This window comes from Streptomyces sp. AHU1 (genome assembly GCF_045343905.1).
GTDB lineage: Bacteria > Actinomycetota > Actinomycetes > Streptomycetales > Streptomycetaceae > Streptomyces > Streptomyces triticiradicis.
In genome coordinates this window covers 6687740-6707891 of record NZ_CP174283.1, presented here as the reverse complement: position 1 = coordinate 6707891, position 20152 = coordinate 6687740, and the positions used below count along the sequence as shown (strand labels likewise).

General features: G+C 72.2%; 14 protein-coding genes. All 14 read left to right on the top strand.

Annotation, left to right across the window (positions count from 1 at the left end):
• The first annotated feature begins 269 nt into the window (after positions 1-269).
• On the top strand, positions 270-1748 hold the full coding sequence (locus ACICHK_RS29840; RefSeq protein ID WP_151468678.1) for a sugar transferase: 1479 nt from the start codon (positions 270-272) through the stop codon (positions 1746-1748).
• 73 nt (positions 1749-1821) lie between these two features.
• Positions 1822-3138 carry a nucleotide sugar dehydrogenase gene (locus ACICHK_RS29835; RefSeq protein WP_406839269.1) on the top strand — a complete coding sequence of 439 codons (1317 nt, stop codon included), beginning with the start codon at positions 1822-1824 and terminating at the stop codon, positions 3136-3138.
• A complete protein-coding gene (locus ACICHK_RS29830; RefSeq protein WP_406839268.1) occupies positions 3128-4402 on the top strand; it encodes a glycosyltransferase family 4 protein in 1275 nt (424 codons plus the stop codon). Before ACICHK_RS29835 ends, ACICHK_RS29830 begins: the two co-directional genes overlap by 11 nt.
• A complete protein-coding gene (locus ACICHK_RS29825; RefSeq protein WP_406839267.1) occupies positions 4392-5759 on the top strand; it encodes a polysaccharide biosynthesis protein in 1368 nt (455 codons plus the stop codon). The genes ACICHK_RS29830 and ACICHK_RS29825 overlap by 11 nt, the downstream gene beginning before the upstream one ends.
• Positions 5756-7309, top strand: coding sequence for a Wzz/FepE/Etk N-terminal domain-containing protein (locus tag ACICHK_RS29820; RefSeq protein WP_406839266.1), 1554 nt, complete (start codon positions 5756-5758; stop codon positions 7307-7309). Before ACICHK_RS29825 ends, ACICHK_RS29820 begins: the two co-directional genes overlap by 4 nt.
• Positions 7310-7312: 3 nt before the next feature.
• The gene (gene asnB / locus ACICHK_RS29815) at positions 7313-9247 is read left to right on the top strand and encodes an asparagine synthase (glutamine-hydrolyzing) (protein ID WP_151468683.1); all 1935 of its coding nucleotides are present in this window, start codon (positions 7313-7315) and stop codon (positions 9245-9247) included.
• A 24-nt stretch (positions 9248-9271) separates the two neighbouring features.
• Complete coding sequence (locus tag ACICHK_RS29810) at positions 9272-11470, top strand: bi-domain-containing oxidoreductase (RefSeq protein WP_406839265.1); 2199 nt, start codon at positions 9272-9274, stop codon at positions 11468-11470.
• Positions 11467-13416, top strand: a complete 1950-nt coding sequence (locus tag ACICHK_RS29805; protein ID WP_406839264.1) for an alginate lyase family protein — start codon at positions 11467-11469, stop codon at positions 13414-13416. The genes ACICHK_RS29810 and ACICHK_RS29805 overlap by 4 nt, the downstream gene beginning before the upstream one ends.
• Before the next feature lie 13 nt (positions 13417-13429).
• On the top strand, positions 13430-14950 hold the full coding sequence (locus tag ACICHK_RS29800) for a right-handed parallel beta-helix repeat-containing protein (protein WP_406839263.1): 1521 nt from the start codon (positions 13430-13432) through the stop codon (positions 14948-14950).
• A gap of 1 nt (position 14951) precedes the next feature.
• On the top strand, positions 14952-16187 hold the full coding sequence (locus tag ACICHK_RS29795) for an O-antigen ligase domain-containing protein (RefSeq protein ID WP_406839262.1): 1236 nt from the start codon (positions 14952-14954) through the stop codon (positions 16185-16187).
• A gap of 2 nt (positions 16188-16189) precedes the next feature.
• Positions 16190-17458: a glycosyltransferase gene (locus ACICHK_RS29790; protein WP_406839261.1), complete on the top strand. Its 1269-nt coding sequence runs from the start codon at positions 16190-16192 to the stop codon at positions 17456-17458.
• A complete protein-coding gene (locus tag ACICHK_RS29785) occupies positions 17458-18693 on the top strand; it encodes a methyltransferase domain-containing protein (protein ID WP_406839260.1) in 1236 nt (411 codons plus the stop codon). The genes ACICHK_RS29790 and ACICHK_RS29785 overlap by 1 nt, the downstream gene beginning before the upstream one ends.
• Positions 18690-19508: a sugar phosphate nucleotidyltransferase gene (locus ACICHK_RS29780; protein ID WP_406839259.1), complete on the top strand. Its 819-nt coding sequence runs from the start codon at positions 18690-18692 to the stop codon at positions 19506-19508. Before ACICHK_RS29785 ends, ACICHK_RS29780 begins: the two co-directional genes overlap by 4 nt.
• Positions 19505-20152: a PIG-L deacetylase family protein gene (locus ACICHK_RS29775; RefSeq protein ID WP_151468691.1), complete on the top strand. Its 648-nt coding sequence runs from the start codon at positions 19505-19507 to the stop codon at positions 20150-20152. The genes ACICHK_RS29780 and ACICHK_RS29775 overlap by 4 nt, the downstream gene beginning before the upstream one ends.

Below are 20152 nucleotides of genomic sequence, written 5' to 3'. Positions count from 1 at the left end.
ACCCGGGGCTTCGACGGTTCCCGGCCACCTCGGGTGTCCGACGGGCGATCAAGTCCACTGTCATCAGGGGCAGTTGTTCAAACAATCCCGAAACATTCGGGATGTCGTGCATGGGAGGCGGGCCTCCCGGGGGAGGAAAGAGCGCGGCGCGGGAGGCGGGGGCCTCCCGGGGAGGAACGGCGCGGCGCGATACGGGGGGCGGGGGTGCCTCCCGGAGCGAGGAACAGTGTTGGGCGAACACGTCGAATCACTGGAACCTGGGGGGTTCTGTGCGGCAAGGGGGACTAGTACGCCCGTTTCCGTCTGCACGCGGGCGTCTGACGGACGAGGCGATGAACCAGCCTGCGACCGACTGGGAGCAGCGGTACCGCCGTACCGTCATCACCAGCGACACGGTGGCCACCGCCTGCGTGGTGGCGGCGATCGGCAACTTCTTCGGGGCCCGGGACGCGGCCAACTGGCATGAGAAGTGGGGGATTCTCGCCTTCGGCACCGAACTGCTGGTGCTGGGGTCGCTCTGGGTGAGCCGGGCGTGGGCACCGGCCGTATTAGGCCAGGGCGCCGAGGAATTCCGTCGGCTCGGACGCTCGCTGTTCACGGCGACCGTCGTGCTGGCGCTCGGCGGGATCGCCCTCACCTCGCGCAACATCAAACTCTGGATCTTCGTCGCGATCCCCGCGATCGCGCTGGTCACCATGACGGAGCGGTATCTGCTGCGCCTGTGGCTGCACAAACAGCGGAAGGAAGGGCGCTGCCTGCGGCCGGTGCTCGCCGCCGGGAGCCCGGCCACCGTGCGCGACCTGGTCACCCGGACCCGCAAGTTCCCGCACCTGGGCTGGCGGGTGGAGGCGGTGTGCACGACGGACGGTCACGGGCTCGACGGTGACCAGCTGGACGGGGTTCCGGTCGTCGGCCGGCTGGCGGACGTCGCGAACCACGTCCACCGCGACGGTTACCGCGTCGTCGCCGTCACACCGGACCCGCACTGGTCGCCGGACAAGCTGCAGCGGCTGGCCTGGAACCTCGAGGGCAGCGATGCCGAGATGGTCGTGGCGCCCGTGCTGATGGAGGTGGCCGGCCCGCGGCTGCACGTCGACGCGGTGCTCGGGATCCCGCTGCTGCGGGTCAGCATGCCGACCTTCACCGGGGGCCGCCGGGCGGTCAAGGTGGTCGTCGACCGGCTGGGCGCGGCGCTCCTGATCCTGCTGTTCGCGCCGCTGATGCTGCTCGTCGCGCTGCTCGTGGTGCTGGACAGCCGGGGCGGGGCGTTCTACCGCCAGCGCAGGGTCGGCAAGAACGGCCGCGAGTTCACGATCCTCAAGTTCCGCACCATGATCGTCGGGGCCCACAAGGCACGTGCCGAGCTGGCCGGCCTCGACGAGGGCGCCGGTCTGTTGTTCAAGGTCCGCCGGGATCCGCGGGTGACCCGGGTGGGCGCGGTGCTGCGCCGGTACTCGATCGACGAACTCCCGCAGCTCTTCAACGTGTTGGCCGGATCGATGTCGCTCGTCGGTCCGCGGCCCCCGCTGCCGGAGGAGTCCGCCGCGTACGGGCCGGACATCCGGCGGCGGCTGCTGGTCAAGCCCGGACTCACCGGTCTGTGGCAGATCAGCGGACGCAGCGACCTGTCGTGGGAGGAGGCGGTGCGGCTGGACCTGCGGTACGTGGAGGACTGGTCGCTCGCCCTGGACACGGTGATCCTGTGGAAGACGCTGCGTGCGGTGCTGTACGGGCAGGGGGCCTACTGATGCGCGCTGGGCGTCGTCGGGCAGGGGTGCGGACGGCAGGCCGCAGGGGCCTGACCGGGGGGAGGAACGGGTCATGAAGGTCAGCGTTTTCGGGCTCGGCTACGTGGGCTGCGTGTCGGCCGCGTGCCTGGCCGGCCAGGGACACGAGGTCGTCGGTGTCGACGTGAACCAGGTGAAGGTCGACCTGGTCAACGACGGCAAGGCCCCGGTGGTCGAGGAGGGGATCGGCGAACTCGTCGCCGACGTCGTGGGGAGCGGCGCCTTACGCGCCACCACCGACGTCCGTGAGGCGATCGCGAACAGCGAGGTGTCGCTGATCTGCGTGGGCACGCCGTCGGAGCCCAACGGCAGTCTGTGCACCACGTACTTGGAGCGGGTCACCGAGGAGATCGGTACCGCGCTGGCCGAGCGGGGCGGGCGGCACACCGTCGTGTTCCGCAGCACCATGCTCCCGGGCACCTGTCTGAACCTGCTGGTGCCGATCCTGGAGAAGGCCGTCGGGGGCACGGCCGGCGTGGACGTCGGGGTCGCGGTCAACCCGGAGTTCCTGCGCGAGGGCACCAGCGTGCGGGACTTCTTCGACCCGCCCAAGACCGTCATCGGCGAACTCGACGCGGCGAGCGGCGACGTGGTGGCGGAGCTGTACGCGGGCCTGCCCGGCGACGTGTTCCGGGTACCGGTCCCGGTGGCCGAGGCGATCAAGTACGCGGACAACGCGTTCCACGGCCTCAAGATCGGCTTCGCGAACGAGCTGGGCGCGGTGTGCCAGGCGCTCGGGGTGGACTCGCACCAGGTGATCGACGTGTTCCTGGCCGACCGCAAGCTGAACATCAGCCCCGCCTATCTGCGGCCCGGCTTCGCCTTCGGCGGCTCCTGCCTGCCCAAGGACCTGCGCAGCCTGGTCCACGCGGCGCAGCGGGCCGACGTGTCGGTGCCCATCCTGTCCCACGTGCTGCCCTCCAACGCCGACCATCTGCAGCGTGCGGTGGAGCTGGTCGAGCGCACCGGCAAGCGCCGGGTGGGTCTGTTCGGGCTGTCCTTCAAGCCCGGCACCGACGACCTGCGCGAGAGCCCGCTCGTCGAGCTGGCGGAGCGGCTCTTCGGCAAGGGCTACGACCTGCGGATCCACGACGCCAACGTGAGCCTGTCCCGGCTGCTCGGCGCGAACCGCGAGTACATCGAGACCCGGCTGCCGCACCTCGCGCAGCTGCTCGCGGATTCCGTCGACGAGGTGCTGGAGCACGCCGAGGTGTGCCTCGTCGGGACCAAGGATCCGGCCGTGCTGGCGGCGCTTCCCCACGGTGACGGCCCCGTCATCGTCGACCTCGTCCACCTTCCCGACGCCGACGCGCGCCGGGCCGAACCGGGATACATGGGCCTTGCTTGGTGAAAAGACCGGGGGCGCCCGGCCGGGCCGGCGCGCGCTGATCCTGGTGGAGAACCTGTCGGTGCCGTTCGACCGGCGGGTGTGGCAGGAGTGCACGACACTGCGCGACGCGGGCTGGACGGTGCACGTCATCTGCCCGCAGGGCAGCAAGCGGGACACGGAGCCGGAGGCCGTGATCGACGGGGTGCGGATCCACCGCTACCCGTTGCGCGCGGCCACCGGAGGACCGGCCGGCTACCTGCGGGAGTACGGGTCGGCGCTGTGGCACACCTTCCGGCTGGCCCGGAAGGTCGGCCCGGTGCACGTCGTCCACGCCTGCAACCCGCCCGACCTGCTGTTCCTGCCGGCCCGGTGGCTGAAGCGGCGCGGCGCGCGGTTCGTCTTCGACCAGCACGACCTGGTGCCCGAGCTGTACCTCTCCCGGTTCGGCCGCGGCAAGGACCTGCTCTACCGGGGCGTGTGCGCGCTGGAGCGGATGACGTACCGGACCGCGGACGTCGTGATCGCCACGAACGAGAGCTACCGGGACGTCGCGGTGAGCCGTGGCGGCAAGCGGCCCGAGGACGTCTTCGTGGTGCGCAGCGCGCCCGACATCGACCGCTTCCACCCCGTGCCGCCGGAGCCGGAGCTGAAGCGCGGCAAGCCCCATCTGCTGTGCTACCTCGGCGTGATGGGCCCGCAGGACGGCGTCGACTACGCCTTGCGGGCCCTGGCGAAGCTGCGCGACGAGGTCGGGCGGAGCGACTGGCACGCGGTGTTCGTGGGCGGCGGTGACACCTTCGACGCGATGGTGGAGCTGTCCCGGCAGCTCGGGCTCTCGGATCAGGTGCAGTTCACCGGGCGCATCCCGGACGCCGATCTGGTGCGCTACCTGTCCACCGCGGACGTCTGCCTCTCCCCCGACCCGCACAATCCGCTCAACGACGTGTCGACCATGAACAAGGTCCTCGAGTACATGGTGATGGGCCGGCCGCTCGTCTCGTTCGACCTCCGGGAGGCGCGCGTCTCCGCCGGTGACGCCGCCGTCTACGCGCCCGCCAACGACGAGGCCGAGTTCGCGCGGCTCGTCGCGCGGCTCATGGACGATCCGGAGAAGCGGGCCCTGATGGGCAAGATCGGCCAGGAGCGGATCAGCGGCCCGCTCTCCTGGCGCAACTCGCAGGCCTCGCTGCTCGCCGCCTACGCCGCCGCCTGCGGTGACGCCGCTCCGGCGTCGGCGGGCGACCCGGACCGTGCACAGGGCGGAGGCCGCACCGTTGAACGATGACACGATACGCCTGGCCACCGTCGGGCGGATCATCCGTCGGCGCTGGCGGCTCCTCGCCGCCCTCGCCCTCGCGGGCGCGCTCGTCGGGTACGGCGCTTCCCTGCTGTTCCCCGCGCAGTACACGACGTCGGCGTCGGTGCTGCTGCCGGGGGCGTGGGAGGAGCGCGAGCTGCTGACCCAGGAGGAGATCGCGACCAGTTCGGTCGTGGTCGACCAGGCGGCCGGCACGCTCCACTGGTCCGGGGTCTCCAAGAGCGAGCTGCGCGAGCGGGTGAGCGCCAAGACCTCCGACGGGAACATCATCGAGATCTCGGGCACGGCCGAGACCCCGGAGCGCGCGCAGCAGCTCGCCGACGCGGTGGCCCAGCAGTTCGTCACGTTCGCCGCGCGGGTCGTGGACGACAACAGCGACCCCGAGGCGGCGGCGCAGCGCGAGGCGCTCCAGGAGACGGTGACGCAGACCAGCCGCCGCATCACGCAGCTGGCCGACGCGGCCGATCCGGGCAGGACCGTGGAGGGCGTGCAGGCCCGTACGGAGCTGGAGAAGCTGCGTACGACGCTGCAGGAAGCCATCACCAAGCTGAACCAGTCCGATCCGGCCGCCAACAAGGCCCACATGGTCGTCATGGGCCCGGCGGCCCGGCCGACCGGAGAGGCACCGCCGACGCGGACGCAGCTCATCGCCGCCGGGGCGCTGCTGTTCCTGCTGCTCGGGGTCATCGGCCATCTCACCGCGGCGCGGATGAGCCGTCGGCTGCGCACCCGGCCGGAGATCGCCGCGGCACTGGGTTCGACGTTGCTGGGCACCGTCGACGTGGCCGGGTCCCGGCCCACGCACCGGCCGGAGGGGCGTGGCCCGCGGGCCGGGATCCGCCGGCTGCTGGGTGTCGACGTCCGCTGGGACGTACCGGCCCCGCAGGTGTACGGCGACGAGGCCGGCAGGCTGATCCACTACCGGCGGGTGTGCGCCCGTCTCCGGGACCGGCTGCCCGCCCCCCGGCGGTTGTTGGTCGTCGTCCCGGACGGCGACTGGATCGCCCGCCGGGCCGCCGTGGAACTCGTCGCCGAGGCGGGCGGCGATCCGCTGCTGCGGCTGGTGGAGGTCCCGGTGTCCCGGCCGATGGTGCCCGACCGCGGCGACGAGTCCGGGGCCCTGGTCGTGCTGAGCCCGGGCAACTGGACCGCCGGGGAACTCGCCGGCATCGCCGAGGCGTGCGCGGACGCCCGGCACGAGGTCGTCGGCGTCGTACTGGCCGGAACGGCCCGGACCGTTCCGGCGCGGGCCGCCGACCGTCCCCGGGAGGCCGCCACGCCGGTGCTCGCGGTGGGCCATGACGTGAAGGGAAGTGCAGGGTGACGACGAGTACGACGCCGGAGTCGTCGGCCGCCACTCCGCTGGTGGACCTGCAGGCACTGGTGGTGGCGGTCCGCAGACGGCGCCGCTTCTGGTGCTCCACGGGACTGCTGGGACTGCTGGCGGGCGCCGCGGTGGCGATCCTGATGCCGGCGCCGCCGACCGCGGTGACCAAGGTGCTGGTCGCGCACCGGGAGGACCAGCCGAACGACCCCGGAACACTGATCCGCACCGACGTCGCGCTGCTGCAGACCACGCGGATCGCCGGCCAGGCCCTGAAGTCCCTCAAGTCCTCGGAAAAACCGGAGGACTTCATGAAGGAGTACTCGGGTGCCGGCCTGACCAACAACCTGCTGCAGATCACGGTGACGGGTGACAGCAACGCGGACGCGGAGGCCCGTGCCAAGGCGCTGGCCGACGCGTTCGTCGCGGACCACGTGAAGCGGATCAAGGATGCCGCGACCGCCGAGGCGAAGGCCCTGCTCGACCAGCGTGACCGTATGCAGGGCGAACTCGCCAAGGTCAACAAGGCGATCGGGGACGGATCGACGCAGACCGGGCCGACGGCGTCGGCGGACCTGGAGTCGCTCTTCGCCCGCCGGGCCGAACTCACCTCGCGGATCACCGATTTCAGCCAGCGCGCCGCGGACGCGCGCATCGGCACGCCCCAACTCGTCGCCGGCACCCAGATCGTGGACACCCCGAGCGCGATGCAGGCCTCCCTGCCGAAGAACGCCGCCACCAACGGCGCGGTCGGGCTGGTCCTCGGCCTCGTCCTCGGCCTCTCCGTGGCCGCGGTCGGCTCGGTGGTGGCGGACCGCCCCGTGCTGCGCCGGGACATCGCGTCGAACCTCGGCGCCTCGGTCATCACGGAACTGCCCCGCCGGAAGGCCAGGTTGTGGCGGCGGCGCCGGAACCGGGCGGCACGCGAACGGCTCACCACGTCCCTGGCCCGGGCCGCGCGCGGCTCCGCGGAACCGGTGTCGCTGCTGGAACTGGGCTGTGCCCGCAACGCGGGCGCGATCGCCCTGGACCTCGCCAGGGCACTGGCGGCGGACGGACCGGTGGTCGTCGTCGACGGCCTGCCCGGCCCACAGCTCAGCAGGCGGCGCCCGAAGCCGGGAGACCCGGCCGTGGTCGGTGGTGCCGACGCCGCGGACGTACCGCACCAGGAACGCCGGATCGGCGTCGGTTCGGTGGCGCCCGGCACTGCGTGGACCGACCTCCGGTACCTGGGCACCCGGACCGTGCTCGTCGTGCGCGCCGGGCACGGCAGCGCCGCGTGGCTGCACACCGTGGCGCGGCAGCTCGCGGACCAGCGCGTCGCGGTGATCGGTGTGGTGCTGATCGACCCCGATCCGCGTGACCGGACCGACGGCACGCTGTGGGACGGGCCGCTCACCGCGCTGCGCGGCCAGAACGACCGTCCGGCCCGGCAGGGCGGTGGGGGTACCTCCCCCGCCGTTCAGGCGGTGGGGGAGGACCGGCCGCGGACGGAGCGGCTGCCGATGTGGGCGGCCCGCGTCCCGGACAGTGACCAGGAGGCTCGGTAGTACATGTGTGGCATCGCAGGCACGTACCGGTGGCCGGACGGGAAGGCCGTGGCCGACCGGCTCACCGACACCCTCGCCCACCGCGGTCCGGACGGGGCGGGCCGCTACAGCCACCCCGCCGGTGACGGCGAGGTGCACCTCGGGCACCGCCGACTGGCCATCATCGACCTGTCCGAGACCGGCGCCCAGCCGATGGTCTCGGGCGGCCTGGTCCTGACGTACAACGGCGAGCTGTACAACGCGCCCGAGCTGCGCGCCGAGCTGGAGGCCGCCGGGGTGCGCTTCCGCGGCACCTCCGACACCGAGGTGCTGCTGGAGGCCTGGCGGCGCTGGGGCACCGACTGCCTGCCGCGGCTGCGCGGCATGTTCGCGTTCGGCATCTTCGACGAGCGCACCGGTGAACTGGTGCTCGCCCGCGACCAGTTGGGCATCAAGCCGCTGTTCCTGCTGCGGCGCGGCCCGGGCCTGGTGTTCGCCTCCGAGCTCAAGGCGCTGGCCGCGGTGACCGGCGGCACGCTGGAGGTGGACCACGCCGCGCTGGTGGCGTCGCTGCTGTACTACTGGGTGCCGGACTCACGGTGCGCGTTCCGCGAGGCGGAGAAGCTGCCGCCGGGGAGCTGGATGCGGTTCCGGCCCGACGGCCGGGTGGAGCGCGGCCGGTACTGGAACCTGAGGGACGTCGCCGCCGAGGGGCGCGAGCGGGCCCGCAGCGGCGAACTGCCGGACATCGCCGCCGTCGTGGAGGAGTCGACCCGGCGCCACCTGCTCTCCGACGTGCCCGTGGCGACCTTCCTCTCCGGCGGTCTCGACTCCAGCTATCTGACCGCGCTGGCGGCCCGCGACCGGCCCGGGATCTCCGCCTACACGATCGGGTTCCGCGCCGAGGACGCCAAGTTCGAGGCGATGCCCGACGACCTGCGCTACGCCCGGCAGGTCGCCGCGGAGTTCGGCGTGGACCTGCACGAGATCGAGATCGCCCCGGACGTGCTCGACCTGCTGCCGCGGATGACGCACCACCTGGACGAGCCGATCGGCGACCCCGCCGCGATCAACACGTTCCTGATCTGCTCGGCCGCCCGGGAGGCCGGGGTCAAGGTGATGCTCTCGGGAATGGGGGCCGACGAACTGTTCGCCGGTTACCGCAAGCACCTGGCCAACCTGATCGCGCTGCGCTACCAGCGCGTCCCGCGGCCCCTGCGGCGCGGCCTGTCCGCGGCCGTGGACCGGCTGCCGGTCGCCTCGGCCCGCCGGGGGTACCGGTCGGTGCGCTTCGCCAAGCGGTTCCTGTCCTTCGCCGATCTGCCGGAGGAGACCGCGTTCCGGCGCAGTTACACCATGTACGACCAGGACGAGCTGCTCGCCCTGATCGATCCGGACCTCGCCGGGACGGTCGAGGACGTGCTGACCGAGCACGCGGACGTCTACGAGGACAACGACCTCGACGACTTCGTCAACCGCATGTGCCTGGGCGACGCCCGGATGTTCCTGCCGGGTCTGAACCTCACGTACACGGACCGGTCGAGCATGGCCGCCTCCACCGAGGTGCGGGTGCCGTACGTGGACGTCGAGGTGGTCAGGGCGGCGTTCGCCGTCCCCGGTGACCGCAAGATCGTCAAACGGCAGAGCAAGGCCGTCCTCAAGGAGGCGGCCACCTCGGTCCTGCCGCGGGAGATCGTGTACCGGCCCAAGGGCCTGTTCAGCGCACCGCTGCGGGCCTGGATGAGCCGGGACCTGGCACCGCTGGTGCGCGAGGTGGTGAACGACGGCGAACTGGTCCGCTCCGGGCTCCTGCGCCGGGACGCCCTGGCGCGCATGGTCGCCGAGGACGCCGCCGGGCAGCGGGACTTCTCCAAGCATCTGTGGCACGTGCTGACCCTCGAGTACTGGTATCGCGGCGCAACCTCCCAGGCCGGCCAGAAGTCTGCCGTGACGGCATAAGACAACAGAGACAAGAGGACTTCTGTGAAACAGGTCGTACAGAACTACAAGAGCGGTGAGCTCGCGCTGCTCGACGTGCCGGTCCCCGGGTGCAAGCCCGGCGGTGTGCTGGTGCGGACCGCCTTCTCGCTGATCTCCACCGGCACCGAGCTCATGAAGGTGTCCGAGGCCGGCATGTCGATGCTGGGCAAGGCCCGCTCCCGGCCGGACCAGGTGGCCAAGGTCGTGCAGAGCGTCGCCACCAACGGGGTGCCCGCCACCTACCGCAAGGTGATGGGCAAGCTGGACTCCTACACACCGCTGGGCTACTCGCTGTGCGGGGTGGTCGAGCAGGTCGGCGCCGGGATCGACGACGTGAAGGTCGGCGACCTCGTGGCCTGCGCCGGCAACGAGCACGCGCTGCACGCCGAGCTGAACTGGGTGCCGAAGAACCTCTACGCGCCGGTGCCGGACGGTCTCGCGCCGCGGCACGCGGCCTTCGGCACCGTCGGGTCGATCGCGATGCAGGGCGTCCGCCAGGGCGAGTCAGGGCTCGGCGAGGTGGCGCTGGTCATCGGCCTCGGGCTGATCGGGCAGCTGGTGGTGCAGCTGCTGACCGCCTCGGGCGTCCGGGTCGTCGGCGTCGACCCCGACCCGGCGCGCTGCGAGCTCGCCGAGAGCCTGGGCGCGGCGGCCTGCGGCGATCCCTCCTCCGCGGCCGTGGAGAACTCCGTCGCCGAACTCACCGACGGTCACGGCGTGGACCAGGTGTACCTGGCCGCCGGCGGCGGCAGCAACCAGCCCGTCGAGCTGGCGGCACGGCTCTGCCGGGACCGCGGCCGGGTCGTCGACATCGGCAAGTGCCGCCTCGACCTGCCGTGGAACGCGTACTACGAGAAGGAGCTCGACGTCCGGTTCTCCCGCAGCTACGGACCCGGGCGCTACGACCCGGCGTACGAGCTGGAGGGCCGGGACTACCCGATCGGCTACGTGCGCTGGACCGAGCGCCGCAACCTGGCGTGCTTCCTCGACCTCGTGGCCCGCGGCAAGGTCGACGTGGAGCCGCTGATCTCCCACATCGCCGACTTCGACGACGCCGTCGAGACGTACCGGAGCCTGAAGGACGGCGAACTGAAGGCCGTGGCCGTGCTGTTCCGCTACCCCGAGCAGGCGGTGGAGGCCGAGGCCCCCGCGGTGACCGTGCCCGCGGTGAAGCGGACCGAGGGCAAGGGGTCCGCCCCGGTGCGGCCCGTCAGGACGCCGGTGCGCCTCGCGTTCGTCGGCGCGGGCAACTACGCGACGTCGATGCTGCTGCCGCACCTGACCCAGCGCGACGGCGTCGAGCTGTCCACCGTCGTCACCACGACGGCGCTGTCCGCGGCCAACGCGCAGCGCAAGTTCGGCTTCGCCGAGGCGACCACCGACCTCGACGCCGTGCTCGGCGACAAGTCCGTCGACGCGGTGTTCGTGGTCACCCGGCACAGTTCGCACGCCGAGCTGACCCGCAAGGCGCTGCTGGCGGGCAAGACGGTGTTCGTGGAGAAGCCGCTGGCGCTCACCGAGGACGAACTGGCCGGTGTGCTCGCCGCGGTGGAGGAGTCCGGCAACGACCGGATCCAGGTGGGCTTCAACCGCCGCTTCGCGCCGCTGCTGCAGGAGGCCAGGAAGCGGTTCGGTGCCAGGACCGGTCCGGCGAGCCTGCGCTACCTGGTCAACGCGGGCCGCCTCGACCACGGCAGCTGGTACCTCCAGCAGGGCACCGAGGGCTCGCGGTTCGCCGGCGAGGGCGGGCACTTCATCGACACCGCGAGCTGGCTGCTCGACGCCGATCCGGTCTCGGTGTACGCGGTCGCCCCGTCCGGCAACGAGGACCTGCAGATCGTGCTGCGCTACCCGGACGGATCCACCGCCACCATCAGCTACGTCACCACCGGCGCGTCCGGCTTCCCCAAGGAGACCCTGGACCTGGTCGCGGACGGCAAGGTGCTGCGGCTCGACGACTTCGTCCGTGCCTCGGTGTACTTCGACGGCGGGTCCGGACACAAGCGGTGGGTCAGTTCGCGGCTGCCCAAGGCCCGGGACAAGGGCCAGTCCGCCGAACTGGCCGCGTTCGTCAGGGCCGTCCGGACCGGCGGTCCGATGCCGGTGCCGCTGGAGTCGCTGGTGGCCACGACGGCGGCCACCCTCGCCGTGCAGGCCGGCCTGGCCGGCGGCGCGCCCGTGACGCTGGCGGACGCCCGATGACCATGAGCACGGGATGGTACCTGCGGCGGCTGTCCCGGATGGGGCCGCGGGAGGTCGGCGGCCGGGTGGGCGACACGGTGCGCAGACGGCGCTGGCGGTCGGCGCAGCCGGTCTGCCCGAGCGTGCGCGGCGCCCGGTTCACCGCGGTACTGCCCGCGGGGACGGTCGACGCCGTGCCGCCGGACGCCGCGAAGCGTCTCGTCGCCGAGGCGGACCGGCTGATGGACGGGCACGCCGAGTTCTTCGGGGTGGAGCGCCACGACATGGCCGCCCCGGACTGGTCGTTCGACCCGAAGACCTGGCGCCGGGCCCCGCTGGTGTACGCCTTCGACGTGCCGTACCGCGACGAGGAGGCGGTCGGGGACATCAAGCAGATCTGGGAGCCGTCCCGGCACCAGTACCTCACCGTGCTCGCCGCCGCCTACGCGGTCACCGGGGACGAGCGGTACGCGGAACGGGTGGCCACGCACCTGCGGTCGTGGTGGGCGGTCAACACGCCGCTGCGCGGGGTGCAGTGGACCAGCGGCATCGAGCTGGGGATCCGGCTGCTGTCCTGGGTGTGGATCCGCCGGCTGCTCGACGGCTGGCCGGGCGCGGCCGCGCTGTTCGAGGACAATCCGGAGGCGCGCGAGCAGATCTGGCACCACCAGCGCTGGCTGGCCGCCTTCCCCAGCCGGGGCTCCTCGGCGAACAACCACGTCATCGCCGAGGCCGCCGGGCAGCTCGCCGCGTCCTGCGCGTTCGGATGGTTCCCCTCCTCGGCGCGCTGGCGGACCGACGCGCTGCGTTCGCTGGAGCGGAACCTGCGGGCCAACACCTTCGGCTCCGGCCTCAACCGGGAGCTGGCCACCGAGTACCACGGGCTGGTGCTGGAGCTGGGCCTGGCCGCGCTGGCCGAGGCGGACGCCGCGGGCGTACCGGTCCCGGCGACGGTCCGGCTGGTGCTGCTGCGGATGACGGACGCGCTCGCGGCCGTCGTGGACAACCGGCTGCGGCCGCCGCGCCAGGGCGACGCGGACGACGGACACGGTCTGGTCGTGGACGGCGCGGGCACCGACCGCTGGGGTTCGCTGCTGGCCACCGGGGAGGCCGTGTTCGGCCGGCTCGGCTGGTGGCCGGAGGTGACCGGCACCGATGTGCGCACCTCGCTGCTGGCCGCGCTCGTCCGGCCGTACGCGAAGGACGGGACCGTGACCCGCCCGGCGGCCCGGCCGGCCCATTTCACCGACGCGGGCATGACGATCCTGCGCGGTCCGGAGGAGATCTGGGCCCGCTGCGACGGCGGTCCGCACGGTTTCCTGTCCATCGCCGCGCACGCCCACGCGGACGCGCTGTCCGTGGAGGTCCGGCACGACGGCGTCGACGTGCTCGCCGATCCGGGGACGTACTGCTACCACGGGCAGCCCGAGTGGCGGCGGTACTTCCGCTCCACCCTCGGCCACAACACCCTGGAGCTGGACGGCACCGACCAGTCCGGCTCCGGCGGTCCGTTCCTGTGGACCCGGCACGCCCGCAGCCGCGTCCTGGTCGCGGACACGTCCGGCGAGGCAGTGGCCCGCTGGTGCGCCGAGCACGACGGCTACGAGCCCTCCGTGCACCGCCGCCGGGTGGAACTGACGGCCGCGAGCCGGGAGTTGAAGGTGGTCGACGAGGTGCGCGGCCCGCGCCGGGCCGTGCGCCTCGCGTTCCACCTCGGCCCGGCGGTCACCGCGGACCTGGAGGGGAACCGGGCGCGGCTCACCTGGACCCGGGACGGCGAGGACCGCTCCGCGGTGCTCGACCTGCCCGGGGAGCTGGACTGGCGGGCGCACCGCGGCGAGAGCGAGCCGCCGCTGGGCTGGTACTCCGCCGGCTTCGGACGCAAGGAACCCGCCACGACGCTGGTCGGCACCGGCTTCGCCGAGGGCACGCGGGAGTTCACGACCGTACTCGGGTTCCGGGGCTAGGGGGGAAGGGCGCTTGGGGATCAAGGGGCGGCACTGGGCGCTGCCGGCGGCACTGCTGGCGCTGGCCCTGCCGATGGCGACCGGTTGCGACAGCGCGCCGAGCACGCGGCTGAAGCCGACCGCCGGGCCGGCCACGACCGTGGCCCGGGTGTGCGCCGAGCCCGCGTCCGGGCCGGCGAAGGCACCGGCGGGCGCGGTGACGGTCGACCCCGCCAAGGCCGGTGACCTGGCCGCGAAGACCAAGAGCCATCCCCCGGGCACCACGTTCTGGCTCCGGCCGGGCAGGCACAGGCTCGACAAGGACCGCTACGCCCAGGTGGTCCCCAAGAAGGGGGACGTCTACCTCGGCGCGCCGGGCGCGGTGCTCGACGGCCGGAGGACCAACCAGTACGCGTTCTCCGGCGGCGCCCCCGACGTCACCATCCGCTACCTGACCGTGCGGGGTTTCGTCGCCCCGCAGAACGAGGGCGTGGTCAACCACGACTCGGCCGACGGCTGGGTGATCGAGCACGCGACGATCCAGGACAACTCCGGCGCCGGGCTGATGGCCGGTGCCCGTCAGCAGGTCCGCGCCAGCTGTCTGCGCGACAACGGGCAGTACGGCATGAACGCGTACAAGGGCAACGGTCCCCTCAGCGGCCTGGTCCTGGAGGGCAACGAGATCACGGGCAACAACACCGACGACTGGGAGCGGAAGCAGGAGGGCTGCGGCTGCACCGGAGGCGTCAAGTTCTGGGCCGTCGACGGTGCCGACGTACGCGGCAACTGGGTGCACGACAACCGGGGAACCGGGCTGTGGGCGGACACCAACAACAACGACTTCCTCATCGAGGACAACGTGCTCGAGGCCAACGACGGTGCCGCGCTGATCTACGAGACCAGCTACAACGCGGTCGTCCGCGGGAACACGATCCGGCGGAACAACTGGGTCGAGGGCCGCAAGTACGCCGACCGCGGCGACAGCTTCCCGTTCGCGACGGTCTACCTGTCCGAGTCCGGCGGTGAACCGCGGGTCCGGGCCCGCACCGACAAGATCGAGATCGACCGGAACCTGCTGGAGGACAACTGGTCCGGGATCACCCTGTGGGAGAACGCCGACCGGTTCTGCAACAGCCCGGCCAACACCTCGTCCGGCGACTGCACGCTGCTGGTGAAGAACACCAAGCGCTGCGTGCGGCCGGCGATCGCCACCGCACCGCTCTACGACGACTGCCGGTGGAGAACCCAGCGGGTGGACATCCACAACAACCGCTTCGTGCTGGACAAGTCCGTCGTCGGCTGCACCGTGAAGTGCGACCGCATGGCGGTGCTGGCCAACTACGGCACCTATCCGGACTGGTCGCCGTACCAGGGCGACCGGGTGGCCGAGGCGATCACCGGCAAGCAGCACAACCGCTGGCACGACAACACCTACGTCGGACCGTGGAGGTTCGTCGCCCACGACCCGAGCCGGATACTCGACTCCGGGCAGTGGCGGGGCACGCCGTACCAGCAGGACGCGGGCAGCACCTTCCGCGCCCAGGACGGTGGTTGAGATGGGCACGGACCGCACTCCGAAGATCGTCGGGACGGTCTGGGGACTGCTGATCCTCAACACGCTCGGCTCCGCCGGGGCGAAGACCATCGTCCCTCTGCCCCGCTCCCTCATCCAGATGGTCACCATGGGCGCGCTGGTCACCGCGTTCGCGCTGGCGCTCGTGGTCAACGTCCGGCTGCGCGTACGGGCCAGTTCCTACGTGTTGCTGCTCACCCTGCTGCTGGTGTCGAGCGTGATCTCCAGCGTGCACCTGGAGTCCGGGTTCGGCGCGCTGTTCCGCTGCTTCCGGCTGGCCCTCTTCGTCGGCACGCTGTGGCTGCTCAGCCGCTGGTGGGACGGCGGGACGACCTTCGTCCGGCACCACATCCGGATGTACCTGGCGGTGCTCGGGACGGTGGCCGCGGGTCTGGTCGCCTCACCGGGCGCGGCCCTGCCCGACCTCTACGGCGGGCGTCTGGTCGGCGCGCTGTGGCCGCTCACCCCGCCGCAGATCGGACAGTACGCCGCGGTGATCATCGGGCTGACCGTGCTGCTCCTGATGGGCCGCCGGACCGACGGGACCAGCGCGGCCGTGGTCATCGTGCCCTCCCTCGTCCTGCTCGCCCTGACCCACACCCGCACGGCCACGCTCGGCCTGCTCCTCGGGCTGGCGCTGGCGATCGGCTCGCTCATGCTGACCAGCGCCGCCGCCCGCCGCTTCTTCACCTGGGCGGTGGCGATCGCCGCGGTGGCCGCGGTGGGGTTCGCCTCCGCGCTGCAGACGTGGTTCCTGCGCGGGCAGAGCCAGGAGAACTTCTCCAGCCTCACCGGCCGGGCCAAGGTCTGGCACGCCCTGCTGGCGGCGCCCCGGAGCACCACGGAGTACCTGTTCGGCGCCGGTCTGGGCGACAAGTCGTTCGACGGGCTGCCGATCGACAACAGCTGGCTGGCCGTCTACAACGAGCAGGGCATGATCGGCGTCTGCCTGGTGGCGGCGTTCATCACCGTGCTGGGCGGTGTCGCGCTGCTGCGTCCGCCGTCGCTGTCGAGGGCCTGCGCGATCTTCCTGATCAGCTACTGCGCGATCGCGTCGTACACCGAGGCCGGACTGGGCGACGCCTCGCCGTACCTGCTGCACCTGGCCGTGGCCGCCTCGCTGCTGGCGACGCCCGCCCCGGCCGCTCCCCCGCCGGTACCCGAAGTCCCCCGAAGGCGGCGCGTCCCGCGCTGGGCCCAGAGAACGGAGGTGGGCTGAGCATGCACGTCATCGTGGTGCACAACCGCTACGCCTCGGCACAGCCGAGCGGTGAGAACAAGGTCGTCGACCAGGAGGTGGAACTGCTGCGCGGGGCCGGCCACCAGGTCGAGCTGTTCGAGCGGCGCAGCGACGACATCGGCTCCCTGTCCCTGCCGGCCAAGGCCGCGCTGCCGTTGCGGGTGCCGTGGAACCCGGCGGTCCGCAGGGAGCTCGCGGCGAAGCTCCGCGCCGAACGGCCGGACGTGGTGCACGTCCACAACGTCTTCCCGCTGCTGTCGCCGGCGGTGCTGGCCGCCTGCGCCGACGCGGGCGTGCCCGCCGTCGCCACGTTGCACAACTACACCCAGGTCTGCCCGCCCGGCACGCTGCAGCGGGACGGCCGGCCGTGCACCGAGTGCGTCGGGTCGACGCCGCTGCCCGCCGTCCGGCACGGCTGCTACCGGAACTCCCGGCTGGCGACGGTGCCGCTCGCGGTCAGCCTGTCGGTCAACCGGCGGCGCTGGTGGTCCGGCGTGGAGCGGTTCTTCTGCATCTCCGCGGCGCAGCGCGAGGTCCTGGTGGGGGCCGGGATGCCGGCCGAACGCCTGGCGGTGAAGCACAACTTCGTGCCCGAGCCCGGCGTGGTCCGGGAGGGCGACGGCGAGCACCTGCTCTATCTCGGCCGGCTCGCGGAGGCCAAGGGCGTACGGCTGCTCATGGCCGCGTGGGACGAGATCGCCTCCGGCGGCGGGATCGGCGTGCCGCTCGTGATCGCCGGCACCGGGCCGCTGGAGCGGGAGGTGGCCGCCTGGGCGGCGGGGCGGGACGACGTGCGCTACGCCGGTCTGTGCGACACGGCGGAGTGCCGGAAGGCGATCGCGCGATCGGTCGCCGTGGTGGCTCCGTCGACCTGGCTGGAGGCGTTCGGCCTGGTGGTCGTGGAGGCGATGGCGGCGGGGGTCCCGGCCGTCGCCGCCGATCACGGGGCCTTCGTGGAACTCGTCGAGGACGGGGTGTCCGGGCTGCGGCACCAGCCGGGCGATCCCGGCTCGCTCGCGTCCTGCCTGCGCCTGATCACGGCCGGGCAGGTCCGCAACCGGGAGATGGGACAGGCGGCCCGGCGCCGTTACGAGCAGGACTTCAGCCCGGCCGTCGGGCTGGAGCGCCTGGTGGAGGGGTACCGCACCGCGATCGCGGGGCGGTACGGCGACGGGGACGGCCCGCCGCCGACAGGGGAAAGAACGGGCTCGTCGCGGGTACACCCGCGCGAGCGGGATGGGGGACATTGATGACACGTTGCCGACTCTGCGGCGCCGCGGCGCTCGCGAGCGTCGTCGATCTCGGGGCGACCCCGCCGTGCGAGAGTTTCCTCGCCGCGGACCAACTGGACCAGCCGGAGCCGGCGTACCCGCTCCACCTGCGCGTCTGCACCGACTGCTGGCTCGCGCAGATCCCGCCGCTGATCACGCCGGAGGAGACGTTCAGCGAGTACGCGTACTTCTCCTCCTTCTCGACGTCCTGGGTGGAGCACGCGCGGACGTTCGTCGACGGCGCGGCGGCGCGGCTGGGCCTCGACGGCGACTCCTTCGTCGTCGAGGTCGCGAGCAACGACGGGTACCTGCTGAAGCACGTGGTGGACCGCGGGATCCGCTGCCTCGGCGTCGAGCCCTCGGTGAACGTCGGCGCGTCGGCGCGGGACGCGGGCGTGCCCACGCTCACCGCGTTCCTGTCCCCGGACACCGGCTCGGCCGTCCGCGCCGAACACGGTCCGGCGGACCTGGTCGTGGCCAACAACGTGTACGCGCACATCCCGGACGTGGTCGGGTTCACCCAGGGACTGCGCGCCCTGGTCGCCGACGACGGCTGGGTCTCGATCGAGGTGCAGCACCTGCTGACCCTGATCGAGGAGAACCAGTACGACACGATCTACCACGAGCACTTCCAGTACTACACGGTCGCGTCCGCGATCCGAGCCCTTGCGAGCGGCGGACTCTCCCTGGTGGACGTCGAGCTGCTGCCCACGCACGGCGGCTCGATCCGGCTGTGGGCCCGCCCCTCCGAGGTGGCCGGGGAACCCTCCGCCCGCGTGGCCGAGGTCCTCGACCGGGAGAAGGCGGCCGGGCTGCAGGAGCTGTCCGGGTACACCGAGTTCTCCGCCCGGGTGGCCAAGGTGCGCCGGGACCTGCTGCGGTTCCTCATCGACGCGGCCGAGCGCGGCGAGAGCGTCGTCGGCTACGGCGCTCCCGGCAAGGGCAACACCCTGCTCAACCACTGCGGCATCCGGCCCGACCTGCTCGCGTACACGGTCGACCGCAACCCCTACAAGCACGGCAGGTTCACCCCGGGCACCCGTATCCCGATCCTGTCGCCCGAGCGGATCGCCGCCGACAAGCCGGACTACGTCCTCGTCCTGCCGTGGAACCTGCGGGCCGAGCTGACCGAGCAGCTGTCCTTCGTGCACGACTGGGGCGGCCGGCTGGTCTTCCCCATTCCGGAACTGAGCATTGTCGAGGTCAAGCGATGAAGGTCGTCCTGTTCTGCGGCGGTTACGGGATGCGGATGCGCAACGGCACGTCCGACGACGTGCCCAAGCCGATGGCGATGGTCGGCCCGCGCCCGCTGATCTGGCACGTCATGCGCTACTACGCGCACTTCGGGCACAAGGAGTTCATCCTGTGCCTCGGGTACGGGGCCCACCACATCAAGGACTTCTTCCTCAACTACGAGGAGACGACGTCCAACGACTTCGTGCTGCGCGGCGGGAGGACCGAGCTGCTGTCGACCGACATCGCCGACTGGACGATCACGTTCGCGCAGACCGGCATCGAGTCGCCCATCGGTGAGCGGCTGCGCCGGGTGCGCCACCACCTGGACGGCGACGAGATGTTCCTCGCCAACTACGCCGACGTGCTCACCGACGCCCCGCTGCCTCAGATGATCGACAACTTCGCCCGGCGCGACGCGGGCGCCTCGATGATGGTGGTCCCGCCGCAGTCCTCGTTCCACTGCGTGGAGTTGGGCGAGGACGGACTGGTGGGCGGCATCACCGCGGTGAGCGACATGCCGCTGTGGGAGAACGGCGGCTACTTCGTGCTCCGCCAGGAGGTCTTCGACCACATACCGGAGAACGGCGACCTGGTGGCCGACGGCTGTGCCCAACTGGCCAAGCAGGGAAGGCTGGTGGCGCACCAGCACCGCGGCTTCTGGAAGCCGACCGACACCGTGAAGGAACGGGCCGCGCTCGACGAGGCCTACACCCGGGGCGACCGTCCGTGGGCCGTGTGGGAGCACGGCGGCACCGTGGCACGGGTGCCCGCGAGCCGGGCCGGCGCCGCGTGATCCGGCTGGGGGCCGGGCGCCTGAACGGCATCGTCGCGGTGGGCGCGCACTGCGACGACATCGCCATCGGCGCGGGCGGCACGCTGCTGGCGCTGTGCCGCGCGCATCCGGGCGTCCGCGTCGACGCGCTGGTGCTCTCCGGCGGTGGCGGCGAGCGGGAACAGGAGGAGCGGGCCGCGCTCGCCGCCTTCTGCCCGGGCGCCGACCTCGACCTGACCGTGCACAAGCTGCCCGACGGCCGGCTGCCCGCGCACTGGGACGAGGCCAAGGGCGCGGTCGAGGAACTGCGCGCGCGGACGGAGCCGGACCTCGTGCTCGCCCCGCGCACCGACGACGCGCACCAGGACCACCGCGGCCTGGCGAAGCTCATGACCACCGCGTTCCGCGACCACCTCGTGCTCGGCTACGAGATCGTCAAGTGGGACGGCGACCTCGGCCGTCCCTCGGCGTACCAGCCGCTGTCGCCGGAGACCGCCGAGGAGAAGGTGCGGCTGCTGGCGGAGCACTACCCCTCGCAGCGGCACCGGCCCTGGTACGACCGGGAGGCCTTCCTCGGGCTCGCCCGGATCCGCGGCATCGAAAGCAACACGCGCTACGCCGAGGCGTTCGCGGTCACCAAACTCACTCTCGACCTGGGGGAATGA

Coding starts and splice junctions, on each gene's coding strand:
- ACICHK_RS29795 (WP_406839262.1), top strand. CDS start 14,952: ATGGGCACGGACCGCACTCCGAAGATCGTCGGGACGGTCTGGGGACTG.
- ACICHK_RS29785 (WP_406839260.1), top strand. CDS start 17,458: ATGACACGTTGCCGACTCTGCGGCGCCGCGGCGCTCGCGAGCGTCGTC.
- ACICHK_RS29790 (WP_406839261.1), top strand. CDS start 16,190: ATGCACGTCATCGTGGTGCACAACCGCTACGCCTCGGCACAGCCGAGC.
- ACICHK_RS29805 (WP_406839264.1), top strand. CDS start 11,467: ATGACCATGAGCACGGGATGGTACCTGCGGCGGCTGTCCCGGATGGGG.
- ACICHK_RS29780 (WP_406839259.1), top strand. CDS start 18,690: ATGAAGGTCGTCCTGTTCTGCGGCGGTTACGGGATGCGGATGCGCAAC.
- ACICHK_RS29835 (WP_406839269.1), top strand. CDS start 1,822: ATGAAGGTCAGCGTTTTCGGGCTCGGCTACGTGGGCTGCGTGTCGGCC.
- asnB (WP_151468683.1), top strand. CDS start 7,313: ATGTGTGGCATCGCAGGCACGTACCGGTGGCCGGACGGGAAGGCCGTG.